8 protein-coding genes and 1 pseudogene are annotated in these 17,957 nt (G+C 40.6%); 1 reads left to right on the forward strand and 8 read right to left on the reverse strand.

Going from position 1 to position 17,957, the window contains the following annotated elements:
* Positions 1 to 149: 149 nt before the first annotated feature.
* From AACX33_RS21090 to AACX33_RS21105, 4 genes are all read right to left on the reverse strand, one after another.
* The gene (locus tag AACX33_RS21090) at positions 150 to 2,726 is read right to left on the reverse strand and encodes a polynucleotide kinase-phosphatase (protein WP_194003532.1); all 2,577 of its coding nucleotides are present in this window, start codon (positions 2,724 to 2,726) and stop codon (positions 150 to 152) included.
* The gene (locus AACX33_RS21095) at positions 2,723 to 4,105 is read right to left on the reverse strand and encodes a 3' terminal RNA ribose 2'-O-methyltransferase Hen1 (RefSeq protein WP_194003534.1); all 1,383 of its coding nucleotides are present in this window, start codon (positions 4,103 to 4,105) and stop codon (positions 2,723 to 2,725) included. The genes AACX33_RS21090 and AACX33_RS21095 overlap by 4 nt, the downstream gene beginning before the upstream one ends.
* 448 nt (positions 4,106 to 4,553) lie before the next feature.
* The gene (locus tag AACX33_RS21100; protein WP_194003536.1) at positions 4,554 to 5,699 is read right to left on the reverse strand and encodes a SpoIID/LytB domain-containing protein; all 1,146 of its coding nucleotides are present in this window, start codon (positions 5,697 to 5,699) and stop codon (positions 4,554 to 4,556) included.
* A gap of 231 nt (positions 5,700 to 5,930) precedes the next feature.
* Complete coding sequence (locus tag AACX33_RS21105; protein ID WP_194003544.1) at positions 5,931 to 8,129, reverse strand: GumC family protein; 2,199 nt, start codon at positions 8,127 to 8,129, stop codon at positions 5,931 to 5,933.
* Positions 8,130 to 8,880: 751 nt separating this feature from the next.
* On the opposite strand from AACX33_RS21105, the pseudogene AACX33_RS21110 reads away from it, so the two are divergent.
* A pseudogene (locus tag AACX33_RS21110) lies at positions 8,881 to 9,686 on the forward strand (IS5 family transposase).
* Positions 9,687 to 9,836: 150 nt separating this feature from the next.
* On the opposite strand, the gene AACX33_RS21115 reads toward AACX33_RS21110, so the two are convergent.
* The 4 genes from AACX33_RS21115 to AACX33_RS21130 form a co-directional block, all read right to left on the reverse strand.
* Entirely contained in the window at positions 9,837 to 12,068 is a 2,232-nt protein-coding gene (locus AACX33_RS21115; protein WP_194003892.1) for an O-linked N-acetylglucosamine transferase, SPINDLY family protein, read from the reverse strand.
* Positions 12,069 to 12,359: 291 nt separating this feature from the next.
* Positions 12,360 to 14,588, reverse strand: coding sequence for an O-linked N-acetylglucosamine transferase, SPINDLY family protein (locus AACX33_RS21120; protein ID WP_227789212.1), 2,229 nt, complete (start codon positions 14,586 to 14,588; stop codon positions 12,360 to 12,362).
* Positions 14,589 to 14,724: 136 nt separating this feature from the next.
* Complete coding sequence (locus tag AACX33_RS21125; protein WP_227789213.1) at positions 14,725 to 16,953, reverse strand: O-linked N-acetylglucosamine transferase, SPINDLY family protein; 2,229 nt, start codon at positions 16,951 to 16,953, stop codon at positions 14,725 to 14,727.
* A gap of 111 nt (positions 16,954 to 17,064) precedes the next feature.
* Positions 17,065 to 17,586, reverse strand: a complete 522-nt coding sequence (locus tag AACX33_RS21130; RefSeq protein WP_193997510.1) for a type IV pilin-like G/H family protein — start codon at positions 17,584 to 17,586, stop codon at positions 17,065 to 17,067.
* Between the last annotated feature and the right edge of the window lie 371 nt (positions 17,587 to 17,957).

The following is a 17,957-nucleotide window of genomic DNA, read 5'->3' on the forward strand; positions in this document are numbered from 1 at the left end:
GCAAGGGAGCAGGAAGAGGGGAGCAGGGAGCAGGGGGAAAGAGGATTTTGCAGTTTTTGTACAGATGCAGGAATGATAACTAATTAGGTAATTAGGCGCACATGATATGAGGGGCAATGGGGAGTATGTCAAGAGCAGTATTCCGTCTATTAAAGTCGTGGATCGACGGGTTCGCTTTCCAATGCCAGAATACCGAAAACACATTCATGTACGCGGCGCAGAGGGGTGAGGGCGACAAATCGCTCCAATGCTTCAACACCCAAAGCAAATTCGCGCATAGCCAGAGAACGCTTGTGAGATAAACCACGTTGGCGCAGACGTTGCAGATTCTCTGGAGTGGAATATTCAGGGCCATAGATAATCCGCAAATATTCTTGTCCGCGACATTTCACCGCAGGTTGGACAATACCGCGACTACCTCGAACGATAAAGTCCATAGGCTTGACAACCATTCCTTCACCTCCGACTTTGGTCAATTTTTCCCACCAATAAATCCCCTCTGCTTGACTGCTGGGGTCAGTCAAATCTATGACTTTATAGGCAGTAGCTAGGAGCAAGGAGGGGTCTTTTTGGCAGATTTTGGCAATTTCCTCCATGTGCCAGCGATGGTCTTGATCGATATGGACGGCTCCTTCTGTTGCGAGGATGTGGAAAGGAGCTAACCTTAATCCAGAAATATCAGTAACAGACCAGCAGTATTGGCGGTAGGCACTGACGTACTGATTTGCCATCTCTGCGCGTTGTTGGTAATAAGTCAGTTGGGTACTAATATCTACGCCGCGATCGCTTGCTTTTTGTAAACAGGTAACAGCATCATTCAGGGACAGGCGTGAAGCCACTCCCACAGGTGCATACTGTTGTTGGAGCAGCCCCTGTGCTTTGGCTGACCACGGCATCAATTCACAGTCTAGACATACCCAGTCGGTTTGAAATTCTGACCAAAATCCGCTCTGGGAAAGGGCAAGATTCACCCGCTCCAAAAGTTCTGTCTCTAATGCTGAATTATCGAAAAACCTCCTTCCCGTGCGCGTATAGCAGATGCCGATGCCCTCATTTACGACACCAAATCGTTTTTCGGCAGCTGCTACATCTCGGCAAATAATCACAACCACCCGCGAACCCATGTGTTTTTCTTCACATACTACTTGTGTAATTTCTTGATTTTGGTAGTGGGTGAAGGCTTGGGCTGGATGTTCCAAAAATCCGGGTAATAGGGATGTTTCTACGGGGGACATAGTGGGGGGTAAATAAATCAGCCATTTGGGATTGGTAGCAAAACGGCTGATCACTTCTAAAGCTGCGATCGCATTTTCTTCCCGAATCGTAATATTAGACTTCAATCGGGTGTTGATGATCCGCTTACCCAAAACGTCTTCAATATACAAAACATCATCCAATTCCTGTTGAGATGTGCGTGTTGCGGTGTTCTGTACCAAAGGTTTCACAGGTTCACAGTAGACGCGGGCAGCAGGGATGCTTACCAGTTCCTTTTCTGGATAGCGGAGGGCAGTAAGTTTGCCACCAAAGACGCAACCTGTATCGATATCAATAGTGTTATTTAACCATTCCGCTTCTGGCACAGGGGTATGTCCGTAGACCACCATTGCTTCACCCCGATACTCTCCTGCCCAGTTGTAGCGCACGGGTAAGCCAAATTCATCAATCTCGCCAGTGCTTTCGCCGTAAAGAGCAAACTCGCGCACAGCACCAGATCCCCGTCCTTGCATTTCCTGTTTCATCCCTGCGTGAGCCACCACTAACTGCCCATTGTCTAAGAGGTAGTGACTGATTAAGGAGTCCAGAAACTTTTGCAGTTCTGTCGTGAAAGGTTCGCGCACTTCATCGGGTAAAGCCTCAATTTCAGTCAGGGTTTGCTCTAACCCATGAGTAACCCGGACATTTTTACCACGTAGTTTCCGCAATAGTTTGTTTTCATGATTACCAGGAATGCAGAGAGCCGTACCTGCGTCAACCATGTTTCGCACTAGTTTAACTGTATCTAAGATCCGCGTTCCCCGATCTACTAAATCACCGAGAAATACAGCTTTGCGTCCTTCTGGATGGGAGTAGATTGGGTAGTCCCAAAGTCCAGGAGATAATTCTTCCCCTTTTTGATAGCCTAACTGTTGAAGTAATATTTCGAGTTCATCACAACAGCCGTGAATATCCCCAATGATGTCAAAGGGGCCATGTTCGTGTTTGAGGTTGTTCCACAAAGGCTGGCGCTCAATTTCGACGGATGTGATTTCTTCTAAAGATTTGAGAGTGTAGACATAACGAAAGCCTTCCTTTTCTAAACCCCGCAGAGAACGCCGTAACATTTGGGTATGACGACGCACTACGTGAGAACCAAATTGGCGATCGCTCCTTTGTTGATTACGTTCGTGGCATAATTCTTCTGGTAGGTCGAGGATAATGGCGATCGCAAAGCAATGATACTGTCGTGCCATTTGCAGTAAGGGTTTGCGGTCTTCCATCTGCACATTGGTAGCATCAATTACTGTGAGTCTACCTGCTGCCAGCCGCTTTTCAGCAATGAAGCGCAGCACCTCAAAGGCATCTTTAGTTGCAGATTGGTTATTTTCCTCATTTGACACCAACCCCCGACAAAAGTCGGAAGACAGTACCTCAAAAGGTTGAAAGTGCTGACTAGCAAAGGTCGATTTACCGGAACCAGAAGCACCGATGAGGACAATTAGGGATAGTTCAGGAATAGTCAGCTTCATCTTTTAAATACCGCCATTTGTGTAGGTGAACCGACTTCTGGATCTTCCGTTCCTATCGGTTGAAATTCCACAGTGTAGCCAAAGCCTGCTGCTACTTGGTTTGCCCAGTTTTGAAATTGCGATCGCGTCCATTCAAAGCGGTGGTCTTGATGTCGCAGTTTTCCCGCCGGGAGATTCTCAAATTTGATATTGTATTCAATATTGGGCGTTGTTACCAGCACCGTTTTCGGTTGGGCAAACTCGAACACAACCCGCTCAAATGCTCCCAGTCGCGGCAAATCAAGATGCTCAATCACCTCAATTACCGTCGCCGCATCATAGCCACTAAAGCGTTTATCCTGGTAAGTGATTGCGCCTTGGAACAGTTGTACGCGTTCCCACTGGTTGCGTGTCAGGCGCAGACGGTCTAATCTTTCTTGGGCAATTTCTAGCGCCCTGTAGGAAACATCAACGCCTGTAATCTCGTGAAAAAAGCCGTCTTTAAGCAGTATTTTGAGCAGATTGCCTTGACCACAACCTAAATCAATCACTCTTTTGGCATTGCTTTGTTTTAGAGCCGCAATCACCGCATCCAAGCGCTGCTGATTCAGACTAATCGGCTTTTCTACCGCCGCCTCTTGTTTAGCATAGTTTTCTTCAGCGCTATCGAGATCGGGATGATCTGACTCTACTAGTTGAGCTAAGGCTAGACGAGTTAAGCGTTGCTGTCGTTTCAGGTAACGCCTGGTAATTTGTTCTCGCGCTGGATGGGTAGTTAACCAACCTTCACCATGACGTAGTAACTTTTCGATTTCTTCATCGCCTACCCAATAATGCTTATCGTCATCCAACACCGGAATGAGGACGTAGAGATGACTTAACAAATCACTCAAAGGTAAGGTGTGCTGAAGTTCGACGGTAAAGTATTGGCTCTGCCCCCAATCCGGGAATTTCTCATCTAAAATATGACCTGCGGCACTGACACTATAGCCCAACGGCTCAAATAATTGCCGCAGAAACTCTTCACCACCACGACAAGGTAGAACAGACAGTTTTGCTATTAAAGGAATGGGGGTTTGTGCTAATTCTGGTAAGTCTTTGCAACGACCACCTAAAGCCGTGCCAAACACTTGAGCGATCGCTACACTCAAAAAAGAAGAAGCAACATAAGGGCGATCGCTTACATATTGTTCTAGCCTTGCACCACGTCCCCGCACCAAATTCACAGGATCAACATCCAACAGCAACGCCGCCGTACATCGCTCTACACTAGCTTCTGGGTAGAAGACATGAGCCTTGCCAAAACTTAGGGCAAAAGACTGACAACGGTCTGGGTGTTTATGCAACAGGTAGCCTAACTCCGTTGCTGGGGAATGTGTCGTTGTGATTGTCAGCAGCATTTATTCACTTTTACAAAGATTTAAGGATACGAAATAATTAATGGTAATTTCGCACAAATTAACACAGTAGTTTTCTTTTGTTAGCAAAACTTTTGATTTTGCTTTTTCAGAAAGCTTTTTTAGTAAATGTAATATTGAGATTTCAAGGAAGAAACCTACGGTGTACACACAAGTGATCGAATTTAGCCAAGCCCTTACAGAATCGCCCCCTAGCCCCCAATTATGGGGGAACAAGAATTTTCCAAATCCCCCAGACTTGAGGGATTTAGGGGGCAAAATAGACGTAAACGCAGACAGATAGGACTTGTGTGTACACTGTAGCCCCAGTCTCTAATACAGGACGACGTAAATAAACCGACCATTTAAAATCAATAAAAAGCCTACATCATCAGCTTTTTGACTTTTGATTTTTGAATTTTGACTTCCGCGTAGCGGTACTAGTCCCTTATTACTTGGTTTTAATTGGTGTGAGGGCTACTCCTTGGTAATAATGTCCTAAAATTTGCAGGTGGTTGGCTCCTTGTCGAGCTAGATTGTACGCTCCCCACTGGCTCATTCCTAAGCCATGACCGAAGCCTAAACCTTGTAGAACAAAACTCCCATTTGCGCCTTTAGTAATATTAAAGCGAGTGCTTCTAAGTTGGAGTGCAGTCCGGACTTCTTCGCCCTTTAAGACCCTTGTACCCTGGTCACCGACAATTTTTAAGGTTTTCACACTACGGAAAGGCGAGTGGGCTTCTGCAATCATTTCTTTGACATTGCCCACACCAGAAATTCTGGAGCTAATTTGATTGGAAGAAAAGGTTCTTTCCCAGTTACAGGCGCTGATATTTTGGTCGTAGTCTTGAACAGCACGCAGGTAAGCGAGGGGATTTCCCCAAACATCTTCGACATTTTCAGTGTGTCCTCCAGAACAAGCGTGGAAAACTGAGAGAATAATTTCGTTGTTATGTGTTAATACTTTGCCGGCGGTAGCATCTACTGCGGAGTAAATAGTGGGAGATTCGCTGATCACTCCTTTATAAATTTGCCAACGATCTGGACTAGCCCCTAAGTCATAGGTGGGATTATTGCGTTGTTCGTTGCGCTTGTAGAGGGCATAGGTACGAGCTGCGATCGCTTGAGCTTTGAGAGCTTCCTGTGGCCATCCAGAATCCATTTCTCCACCGATGACACTGTAGAGATATTCTTCTAAATCAACCCAATTAACGGCATCTAAACCCTTATCTGTCGGGACAACCAGCGTTCGTCCACGATACCAGCGATCGCCAATATAAACAAATCCATCACCTGTAGGTTCAATCCAAAATAAACCAGATTGCCATCTATCCAGAGCCACACCACCGGGGATAGTTTGGGCATTAAATGAACTCATAGCCGGCAATTGTCCGAGAGTACGACCTGTACTATCCTTAACAACCGCAGTTGTCGAACTGCCAACTTTCACCTGATTCACTCCCCTCTGAATTGCCACGCGCAGGATTACAGATGCTTGAGCTGGGGCTACTAAAGCCATCCACAAGAAGATACCTATCCACCAATGACGTACTTTGATCTGGGAAAATAAAGAGCCTAATAACAGTTGAAATTTCATACTGATCATTTAAATCACATTTAAGCAAGTATCTGTTTGACGCTCTGGAGCCTAGTGTCTACCACTTAGATGAGACAGTTCTCCACCCTGGTAAGTTGCCACTTCCTCACAATTATGCAATCAGTATGAAAAATCGGCCAATTAATTTAGTCATTGGTCATTGGTCATTGGTCATTGGGAAGTTACCGTCTTCTCCCCCCTGCTCCCTGCACCCTGCACCCCTGCCTCTTCCTACTCCCTACTGACATCGTTAGCAATAATTCCCACTAAATTCAAAGTGCTTAAAATTTCTGTAGTTTCTGTCAATTCATTGGGGGTGATATGACCAATGCGCCCTACCATCACAATTCCATCACAGAATGAGGCTAAAATCCTGGCATCGACTGTGCCTAAAATTGGCGGAGCATCTATGATCACTAGATCATAGGTTTGCTCGAACAACTTGATCAGTTCTTGCATTCGTTGAGAACTCAGCAGGTTGATTGTGTCTTCCGGTTTAGGGCCAGCAGTTAAAATATCAATAGAAGGGTGAATCGGCTGGATATAATCTTGAACTTGGGTATTTGTTTCATCGACTAATAACAGAGATAGTCCCCAGTCATTAGATAATTGCAAGTTTTTGTGTAGATGAGGATCTCGCAGGTTAGCATCAATCAATAGTATCCGCCGATGCATCCGAGCCGCGCTAGCCGCTAGTCCCAGAGCCAAGGTTGTTTTACCTTCTCTCGATAGCGCCGAAGTTAACATCAGGGATTTGAAAGGGTAAGGATGCTTGAATATTTGAATGTTTTGGTAGACCATATCCAAGCTTTCGTGGCATGGTAACCAAGTGCTAGTTTCTACAAAAGAGGGTGCTAAATTTCGCCGTTTTTGCCAAAACCAGATGGGTAAACGCTTTTTGAAACCACGCGGCGCTAGTTTTGGCACAGATCCCAGGAATCGGAGTTTGGTCAGCTTCTGTAATTCTTGTACGGAATAAATGGTGTAATTAAACATTCCCCAAGTGAGAGCGATCGCAATACCTAAAATGGGGCTGACTACAACTCCTCCAAGTAAAAGTATTGATCTGCGGTTACTGGTGGAAGTTCCCAAGGCTGGTTCTTCTAAAACTTGCCAATCAAACCCTCCCTGAGAAATTTTTAATCCCAAATACTGTTGCGTCTGGAGTAATTGCTCAAGTATTTTGCGTTGAGTTTCTACTGCTGGTAGTAAGCGGTTATACTCCGCTATCAGGCTGGGATATTTGCTGAGTTGCGAACTGAGCCGCTTTTCTGACTCAGCTAGACTATTTTCATGAGCAATCAGTCCTTGAACCATTGTTTGCACCTGAGTAAACTCTTGCACTAGTATTGGATCAACTTCTGCTGTTTGCCCTTGTATCAATAGTAAATTTCTGGTATTGCTAGTATTTATTGCTTTGTCACCGAGCAAATTTTTCACCTCTTGCTGTAACAGCCTTTGTTGAGTCTGATGTTGCTGTCTGAGCTGTTCTAGGATTGGTGACTCGTCTGTGTAGCGCATTTCTTCCTTAGCGATCGCTAATTCAGTCTTTTGAACTTCATTCAATAGCGATTGGTAACGAGTTGACTGATTTAAACGAGAAGTAATTTCTGCGTTCTGGGATAAATCAGCTATTTTTTGTTCTAGGTTATTGTACCGAGCTTGTACATCTTTGATTTGTGCGCGGGTAGTTTGTCGCTGTTTTTCAATGTTTGCCAGAGATTCTAGCAAAATTGTACTTTGTACTTGCGGATCGAGTATATTATGCTTCCGGCGAAAGTCTTCTAAGTTTTTCTCAGCTTGACTCACTTCTTGTTTGATCTGGGGTAAGCGAGTGCTAACAAAAGTAAGTCCTTTATGCAGTCGTTCTTGTTGTTGCTCTTTATTGTAGTCTTGATAAACTTTTCGTAAAGCTTGCAGTACTCTTTGTGTTTTAACCGGATCATCATCATGAAAGGAAATTTCAAATACTTGACTAGGAACTTCTTTCAGTCCAGCCATACCTTCTAATTGGTTCACTACCAAAGCAGATTTTTGATTGTGATGATTATTACCCTTGATATCTTCTACGGTCAAATCTGGATAATCAGGATGAAGGATATCGACAGCTTTCTGTATCAGCTTAGAACTCTCCATCAGTTTCATCTGAGCGCTGTAGTCAAATACTGGCAGATTTGGTTCAATTAACTGACTATTTACACCTAATGGGATATTATTTAACCTGACACCTTCATATAAATTGGAATTTACCAGGATCTGCATCGAGCTTTGGTAATTCGTTTTGGTATTGGCAGCCAAGAGTCCAGCAATTGACATAAAAATGCAGGAAACACCTAAGCATAAAAAACGTCTGCGAAGCAAAATTTTAGGTAGTCGTCTGACATCAACTGGGTTTAGTGAAGAGTGATGAACCAGTTGCTCTCGATTCATACTTGTGTTAGCCACTATCAAATTCCTCTAATATCGAAATTCAGAAACACTATATATGGAAGATCATGAAATCATTGATTGAAAATGAGTTGTTTTTAATCTATAGACCAAACATAATACTAAATGTTTCTGATTCCGATTATGAAGAGTTTGTAGAATAAAAAAATGGCTGTTATTGTTACACTTGTCAAGTATTTCTAGTAATCATAATTATGACGTTTTATCATAATTTACCCGGATAAAATAAGCAGAGCAAAACACTCATTAGGTAAATACCATTACCGTTATATTCAATTTGATTAGTTAGAAATTAATCGCTGCATTCAGCATTACAGCCAATTCATCTGCGAAATACTTATAGGTTTGCTGTGTATTTTTGTGCAAATTTCGATTGGAAAAAATCTTTTTTTGTGGGATAGAAAGAATACATATTTTTCATCATGAAATAATTCCAGGTATGTAATAAACATTTCCTCTCTGAAAAATATTTACTATTACAATTTAAGTTTGTGTGAAATTACTCAATATTTTCCTGTTTGTCAGTTGAACTGCTGGATAATCGGATAAAGTATAGAGATGGGCTGATGTTAATCATCTAATACCAATTATTTGTGAGGCTGCATATTATTTCGACCCCACCCCTAGGGCGTGTTTTCAAACTGGTTGTATCCTAAGAAATAGGCGATCGCTTTTAGCGGGCGCTCCGCGCCATCGCCGGAGGCGGGGCTTTGCCCATCGCATTGTAGTGATGATGAATAGACCAGACTTAAGCAACGAACAGTGGGAGAGGTTAAAACCGTTACTACCACCAGAAAAGCCACCAACAGGGAAGCCCAATAATGACCACCGCACAGTTGTGAATGGGATTCTTTGGATACTGAGAACAGGCGCACCGTGGCGGGATATACCAGAACGTTATGGAAAGTGGCAGAGTGTGGCCACAAGGTTTTACCGATGGCAAAAAAATGGAATCTGGAATCAAATCTTAGAACATCTACAAGCAAGCGCTGACGAACAAGGAAAGCTTGATTGGGAGGTTCATTACGTTGATGGAACAGTGATCCGCGCCCACCAACACGCAGCTGGTGGAAAAAAAGGGGCGCAGAAGAGGAGAAACTCGGTCGTTCCCGTGGTGGGTTTAGTACAAAAATACACATACGTTGTGAAGGTAAAGGTAAACCCATAACGTTTATTCTCAGCCCTGGACAAAGAAACGAGTCCATTTTTCTAGAACAATTGATGGAACAAGGAGCAGTCAAGCGTTCTGGGCGAGGTCGTCCACGTTTACGCCCTTTACGATTAGTCGGAGATAAAGGGTACACGGGTCGGAGAATACGTAATTACCTTCGCCGCCGTGGTATCCGTCTCACCATTCCACGACTCTCAAATGAACCGCGATGCGGCCCTTTTAACCGTGAAATCTACCGTCAACGCAACATTGTCGAACGCGCTATCAACAGACTCAAACAATTTCGCCGCATTGCCACCCGATATGAAAAACTTGCAGCCAATTATACAGCTATGATTACGATCGCCTGTATTTTGTTGTGGTTGTAGTTTGAAAACACGCCCTAGGGGTGGGGTGTTATGACACAAAAAACAATTTCTCGACTTGTATCTCACTCAACCCAAAAACGCTATAAGGACACATCTTAATATTATAAATCTTGTGGGGAAGGCAAAGATCCCCGCCCTTATCTACTTGACTCAAATGCAGTTTTTTGCAACATATATTTCCCACATCTGCTGATATGCTTTCTCCATCTCACGGGTAAATTGTTTACCATTCCATAAAGGTGCAGACTTTTTACCTTGTTTTAATTTCCAAGAAATTTGTTCTCGTAATTCTGCATCTTTACCTAAACGGACTCCCCATTCCACATATTCCTCATCACTCCAAGCAATACCCTCTGTAATCCCAGCATTAATCATCATGGTATAACTATTGCGGGCTGCAAATTGTTGTCCGACTTTCGTAACTAAAGGAATTTCTCTCCACAGCGTTTCTAAGGTTGTAGTGGCTCCATTATAGGGAGAAGTATCTAACACCACATCAGCCAGGCTCAGATTGGCTCTATGAATGGCTTCTGTAGGCATCAAAGGCACAAACTTCAAGCGATTTATGTCCACATCTTGAGATTTTGCCAAATCGCCATAAAATTTCTGAGAAGCTTCTTCATCAGCTTGTCCTTTAATCAGCAAATAACTATTCGGTACTTGCTTAATAATTTCGATTTGTAATTTACTATGCTCGATATGACGTTTATAACCGCTTTGAGTCACAAAATAGACAACCGCATCATCAGGAATATCTAGTTGTTCTCGTCTGAGGGTGGGAACATTCACCTCAAAACCATCAACAGCAACATAGGTTTGAGGTAAACGCCAAATTTTTTCTTGGTAGTAGTCTTGAGCATTTTCGGGAAGCACATAAGGATCAGCAATAAAATAATCAATTGTTGATAAACCCGAAGCGTCCCAACCTAACCAAGTAACTTGAATAGGCGCAGGTTTAATTGCTAAAATTTCAACAGAAAGGTCAAAAGTTAAACTATCCAAATCTACTAAAATATCAATACCATCTTCATGAATTTGTTTAATAGCTTCATGGTTTTGCTTCGCGCCAAAACTGTATGATTTGTCAGATTTTTCAATAAACCACTCTTGTAATCCATTGTGGTTTTCAGCAGGTAACATCATATAGGAATAAATCTGAAAATTTTCCCGATTATGATAAGTAAAGAGCCATCGAGTAATCCAACCCACTGAATGCTCTTTGAGAAAACTAGAAATGTAGCCAATTTTTAGAACTTTATTTTTTGATTTATTGCTAGGCAGGGAATAACGATATTCTCTAATAATATCTTGATCATAAATTTCTATACTTTTCAGACACAAACTCATCAAATCATTTTGCAGAGGACGAATTGTTGCAGGTTCATCTTGAAAGTATGGAAAGAAGAACATCGAAAAAAATAGGCGTGATACCAATGCATTATTTTTAATAATGGGAGATTCTTGAATCAGCGCAGCGATTAATTCTGCTTGTTTGTTGATAGCTGCACAAGCTTCATCCCAATACCCTGTTGAAGTCATTAATGCTCGGATTAATGTCAGATGAGTATATACTTTTTCCGTTAAGGTTTCCGAACATAAAAGCAACTTTTTTGCAGCATTAATTCCTTCAGCATATTGACGTGAATCTTGGTATGCTGTACTTAATTGCAGGAGGGTATCTGGATGTTCAGGACCTATTAATAATAAAATTTCCAGGATTTGGGCTGCATAACGATTTCTTTTGAAAAAACTCATGATCTTTATAACACCAGAGATCACGATATATCTAAATTCACGAATATTCTGCCCTTGATGTTTAATGATATTGGTGAAGATTTTAATAAATTTTAAGGTGTAACCTGCTAGAGGTGTTAAGTCTAAAATATGTTCAGTAACTTTTAAAACTAAATTAGAGTCAATCTGGTTATAATCAGAGGTTGATTCCAGAATTTCAATAATATTTAATTCATCCCAATACGCATTATCTAAAATTTTTAATTGCAGTGCTAAATCAAAACTAGACAATAAATTATTAACATCTGTGGGGTTTATGGTTCTCAGATATTGGCGAATTGTCCAAGCTAATAGTTTGTCGTCTAATTCTTCTTGGCGTTCGGCTTCTGACTCCAATACTTGACTTAGTTCCAGTGTCCACTGGTCAATTTGTTGGTCATCATCTGTTTCACCCATTGCTAAAAACCAGGTAAGGGAAGCTTCTTCTTCCTGACCTTGTAAGAGCAGACATAATCCCAAAAACCAGTAATTAACCCTGACTTCTGGTTCAGCTTCAATAGCTTGTTCATAGTAACTGGCTGCTTGCTGATAATCTCCTTGAATGATGTACTCGTAGCCTTCTTGCACTTTCACAGACTCATTAATCATTCTATTTCTTCTCTATGTTATAGATAATCTATAGGAGTCCTATATTTGATTTATGAACAGACAGGTAGGTAGTGGCGTGGCAAGGCTAAAATGTTGCAATATATTCTTGAGAAAATTGATATAAATCAATGTTTTCTGCTTTTTCCTAATGCACTACTTTAAGCTTGCCACGCCAGTAGGGTGAGTTAGCGCTAGCGTAACGCACCAAAACCTTAATAATGAATGGTGCGTTACAGATTTCATCCTAACTACAATACTGAATTTTTTCAGATATCAAACCGGATTCCTGTATTAATGTAACTTGTCAACATATATTTCCCACATCTGCTGATAAGCTTTCTCCATCTCACGGGTAAACTGTTCTCCATTCCACAAAGGAGCATTCTTTTTACCTTGTCTTAATTTCCCAGAAATTTGTTGTCGTAAATTTTCATCTTTACCTAAACGGACTCCCCATTCCACATATTCCTCATCACTCCAAGCAATACCCTCTGTAATACCCGCATTAATCATCATGGTATAACTATTGCGGGCTGCGAATTGTTGTCCGACTTTAGTGACTAACGGAATTTCTCTCCACAGCGTTTCTAAGGTTGTGGTTGCACCATTGTAGGGAGATGTATCTAACACCACATCAGCAATGCTCAGATTGGCTCTATGAATGGCTTCTGTAGGCATAATAGGCAGAAACTTAAAGCGATTTATGTCCACATCTTGAGACTTTGCCAAATCGCCATAAAATTTCCGAGAAGCATCTTCATCAGCGTGTCCTTTAATCAGCAAATAACTATTCGGTACTTGCTTAATAATTTCGATTTGTAATTTAGTATGGTCGATATGACGTTTATAAGCTTTTTGAGTCACAAAATAGACAACCGCATCATCAGGAATATCTAGTTGTTCTCGTCTGAGGGTGGGAACATTCACCTCAAAACCATCAACAGCAACATAGGTTTGAGGTAAACGCCAAATTTTTTCTTGGTAGTAGTCTTGAGCATTTTCGGGAAGCACATAAGGATCAGCAATAAAATAATCAATTGTTGATAAACCGGAAGCATCCCAACCTAACCAAGTCACTTGAATAGGCGCAGGTTTAACTGCTAAAATTTCCACAGAATAGTCAAAACTTATACTATCTAAATCTACTAAAATGTCAATGCTATCTTCATGAATTTGTTTAATAAGTTTATGTTTTTCCTGAGAGGCAAAACTGTATGATTGGTCAGATTTTTCAATAAACCACTCTTGTAATCCATTGTCGTTTGCAGTGGGCATAATTATATAGGAATAAATCTGAAATTGTTCGCGGTTATGATAATTAAATAACCATCGCGCAATCCAACCTACGGAATGTTGTCTCAGACAACTAGAAATGTAGCCAATTTTTAAAACTTTATTTTTTTCTCTATTGCTAGGTAGGTAATAACGATATTGGTTTATGATATTTTTATCGTAGATTTCTATATTTTTTAGAGCCAGACTCATCAAATCATTTTGCAGAGGACGCATTTTTGCAGGCTCGTCTTGAAAGTACGGAAAAAAGAACATCGAAGTAAATAGGCGTGATACAAATATATCATGCTCGATTATAGGAGATTCTTTGATTAGCGCAACGATTAATTCTTCTTGTATTTTTATAGCTTCACTAGCTTCATAACCATAACCTGTTGCAGTCATTAAGGCTCTGATGAATACCTGATTAGCAAATATCTTTTGCGATAAACTATGGGAACACAAAAGCAACTTTTTTGCCGTATTAATTCCTTTAGTATGTTGGTCTGAATTTTGGTATGCTGTAATTAGTTGGATAAGAATCTCTGGTTCTTCAGGATCTATTAATAATACAATTTCCAGTATCTGTGCTGCATAAGTCTTTTTTGTCAAAAAGCTCATGAGCTTCACAGAACCAGATATCATCACATAAATGAACTCACTGATATTCTGCCCTTGAGTTTTGATGATTTGGGTGAAGATTTTAATTAAATCTAAGATATAATCTTCTATAGGTGTCAATTCTAAAATATTTTCAGTAACTTTTACAACTAAATTAGAGTCAATCTGGTTATAATCAGAGACTGATTCTAGAATTTCAATAATATTTAATTCATCCCAATACGCATTATCTAATATTTTTAATTGAATTGCTAAATGAACACTAGACAATAAATTATTAACATCTGTGGGGTTGATGGTTCTCAGATGTTGGCGAATTGTCCAAGCTAATTGTTTGTCGTCTAATTGTTCTTGGCGTTCGGCTTCTGATTCCAATACTTGACTTAGTTCCAGTGTCCACTGGTCAATTTGTTGGTCATCATCTGTTTCACCCATTGCTAAAAACCAGGTAAGGGGAGCTTCTTCCTCTTCACCTTGTAAGAGCAAACATAATCCCAAATACCAGTAATTAACCCTGACTTCTGGTTCAGCCTCAATAGCTTGTTCATAGTAGCTGGCTGCTTTGTGATAATCTCCTTGGATGATGTACTGGTAGCCTTCTTGTTGTTTCACAGACTGATTAATCATTCTATTTCTTCTCTATGTTATAGATAATCTATAGTAATACTATTTGATTTGTGAATAGACACTTAGGGTGCATTAGCCCTAGCGTAACGCACCCTAAAATACTGAATTTTTTCACATATAAAACCGAATTTATCTATTAATGTAACTTGTCAACATATATTTCCCACATCTGCTGATAAGCTTTCTCCATCTCACGGGTAAACTGTTCTCCATTCCATAAAGGAGCATTCTTTTTACCTTGTCTTAATTTCCCAGAAATTTGTTGTCGTAAATTTTCATCTTTACCTAAACGGACTCCCCATTCCACATATTCCTCATCACTCCAAGCAATACCCTCTGTAATACCCGCATTAATCATCATGGTATAACTATTGCGGGCTGCGAATTGTTGTCCGACTTTAGTGACTAACGGAATTTCTCTCCACAGCGTTTCTAAAGTTGTGGTTGCGCCATTGTAGGGAGAGGTATCTAAGACCACATCAGCAATGCTCAGATTGGCTCTATGAATGGCTTCTGTAGGCATAATAGGCAAAAACTTCAAGCGATTTATATCCACATCTTGAGATTTGGCTAAATCTCCATAAAATTTCTCAGAAGCATCTTCATCAGCTTGTCCTTTAATCAGCAAATAACTATTCGGTACTTGCTTGAGAATTTCGATTTGTAATTTACTATGCTCGATATGACGTTTATAACCGCTTTGAGTCACAAAATAAACAACCGCATCATCAGGAATATCTAGTTGTTCTCGTCTGAGGGTGGGAACATTCACCTCAAAGCCATCAACAGCAACATAGGTTTGAGGTAAACGCCAAATTTTTTCTTGGTAGTAGTCTTGAGCATTTTCGGGAAGCACATAAGGGTCAGCAATAAAATAATCAATTGTTGATAAACCGGAAGCATCCCAACCTAACCAAGTCACTTGAATAGGCGCAGGTTTAACTGCTAAAATTTCCACAGAATAGTCAAAACTTATACTATCTAAATCTACTAAAATGTCAATGCTATCTTCATGAATTTGTTTAATAAGTTTATGTTTTTCCTGAGAGGCAAAACTGTATGATTGGTCAGATTTTTCAATAAACCACTCTTGTAATCCATTGTCGTTTGCAGTGGGCATAATTATATAGGAATAAATCTGAAATTGTTCGCGGTTATGATAATTAAATAACCATCGCGCAATCCAACCTACGGAATGTTGTCTCAGACAACTAGAAATGTAGCCAATTTTTAAAACTTTATTTTTTTCTCTATTGCTAGGTAGGTAATAACGATATTGGTTTATGATATTTTTATCGTAGATTTCTATATTTTTTAGAGCCAGACTCATCAAATCATTTTGCAGAGGACGCATTTTTGCAGGCTCGTCTTGAAAGTACGGAAAAAAGAACATCGAAGTAAATAGGCGTGATACAAATAAATCATGCTCGATTATCGCAGATTTTTTGGTCAGGGCGGTGATTAGTTCTTGTTGTCTGTTTATAGCTGCACAAGCTTCATCCCAATACCCGGTAGAAGTCATTAATGCTCTGATTAATACATGATTAGCAAATATTTTTTGCGGTAAGCTTTCGGAACATAAAATCAACTTTTTTGCAGTATTAATTCCTTCAATATGTTGATGTGAATTTTGGTATGCTGTACTTAGTGGGATCAGGATCTCTGGTTCTTCAGGAGCGATTAGTAACAAAGCATCGAGAATTTTGGCTGCATAACTGTGTTTTGTGAAAAAGCTCATGAGCTTCACAGAGCCAGATATCATAGTATAAATAAACTGATTTATATTCTGCCCTTGAGTTTTGATGATATTGGTGAAGATTTTAATTAAATCTAAACTATAATTTTCTAGAGGTGGAAATTCTAGAATTTCTTGGGTTACTTTTACAACTAAATTAGAGTTAATCAGGTTATAATCAGAAACTGATTCGAGAATTTCAATAATATTTAACTCATCTAAATATTCATCGTCTAATATTTTTAATTGCATTGCTAAATGAACACTAGACAATAAATTATTAACATCTGTGGGGTTGATGGTTCTCAGATGTTGGCGAATTGTCCAAGCTAATTGTTTGTCGTCTAATTCTTCTTGGCGTTCTGCTTCTGACTCCAATACTTGACTTAGTTCCGATGTCCACTGGTCAATTTGTTGGTCATCATCTGTTTCACCCATTGCTAAAAACCAGGTAAGGGGAGCTTCTTCCTCTTCACCTTGTAAGAGCAAACATAATCCCAAATACCAGTAATTAACCCTGACTTCTGGTTCAGCTTCAATAGCTTGTTCATAGTAGCTGGCTGCTTTGTGATAATCTCCTTGGATGATGTACTGGTAGCCTTCTTGATCTTGCACAGACTGATTAATCATTTGCTTTTTTCTCTGTGTCATGGATGATATCTTAATAGTAAAGGCACGATAAATCGTGCCTTTACTATATTACTAAATTTGTTTTAAGAAAGTTAAGTTAAACTATGCTAACTAACCACCAACTTGGGTAGAAGCTGCACCACATTGAGTACCACTTGTTGGTGCGATACCAGGAACAGCGCCAGGAACATCATTTTCGCAAAGAATGGCTACACTGGTGACATCATTGCTACCACCACCAACGCCTTGTATCTGTACCGCACCCGAGTAGCTTCTGAGTACTGCAACTTTACTGTCACCAGTGCTATCAGCACGTGTCAAACCACCAGTTGATTCGTAGTCGTAGTTAACTGTTGATGTATTAATACCAATACCTAGTAAATTCGCGGCTGTACCAAATGTACTCTTTTCAGTAAAGAAAGCTTGCTGACCTTTGTTCAAAGCACCAACGTAGGTTTTAGCTTCGGACTGCTTGGCTTTGTTGGCTTGGTTCAAGAAGGAAGGCAGAGCAATAGCGGACAGAATACCGATGATGATGATAACAACCAACAATTCAATCAGGGTAAAACCTGATTCGTCTTTCTTTTTGTTGAGGATGTGTTGGAGGAACTTAGCTTTTAATTCGGTTTTCATAATAAGTAGTTTCCCTGTGATGTAAACTGTTTTCCCGTTCTAGATATAACTTACCCACACTCGATCAATTTCATATCACCCCCAGCAAAAATTTTTTTTTGGTTCCAGTTTCAAGCAGTCAAATCCTCCATAAAGTCCCAAAAATAAGGGTTTTGGAGAGTAAATATAGGTTGAGTTGTTCTCATCAGCGTTGCGGAGCAAGGAACGAAACCCAAAGTGACCCAAAATTTAGTTTGCTTTGTTCGGTTGCGCTGCGCTTAACCCAAACTTGTATATTGAGAGAAGTAGTAGATAGACCCCTGTCCAAACCTCTCCCCTGCAAGGCTACGGTGTACACACAAGTCGGGAAATTCTCTTTTGTGTCATAACAC

The sequence above is a fragment of the Nodularia sp. LEGE 04288 genome, assembly GCF_963896525.1.
GTDB lineage: Bacteria > Cyanobacteriota > Cyanobacteriia > Cyanobacteriales > Nostocaceae > Nodularia.

Excerpts from the sequence above, each read along its gene's own strand:
- AACX33_RS21090 (WP_194003532.1), bottom strand. The coding sequence starts at position 2,726 with ATGAAGCTGACTATTCCTGAACTATCCCTAATTGTCCTCATCGGTGCT.
- AACX33_RS21095 (WP_194003534.1), bottom strand. The coding sequence starts at position 4,105 with ATGCTGCTGACAATCACAACGACACATTCCCCAGCAACGGAGTTAGGC.
- AACX33_RS21100 (WP_194003536.1), bottom strand. The coding sequence starts at position 5,699 with ATGAAATTTCAACTGTTATTAGGCTCTTTATTTTCCCAGATCAAAGTA.
- AACX33_RS21105 (WP_194003544.1), bottom strand. The coding sequence starts at position 8,129 with ATGAATCGAGAGCAACTGGTTCATCACTCTTCACTAAACCCAGTTGAT.
- AACX33_RS21115 (WP_194003892.1), bottom strand. The coding sequence starts at position 12,068 with ATGATTAATGAGTCTGTGAAAGTGCAAGAAGGCTACGAGTACATCATT.
- AACX33_RS21120 (WP_227789212.1), bottom strand. The coding sequence starts at position 14,588 with ATGATTAATCAGTCTGTGAAACAACAAGAAGGCTACCAGTACATCATC.
- AACX33_RS21125 (WP_227789213.1), bottom strand. The coding sequence starts at position 16,953 with ATGATTAATCAGTCTGTGCAAGATCAAGAAGGCTACCAGTACATCATC.
- AACX33_RS21130 (WP_193997510.1), bottom strand. The coding sequence starts at position 17,586 with ATGAAAACCGAATTAAAAGCTAAGTTCCTCCAACACATCCTCAACAAA.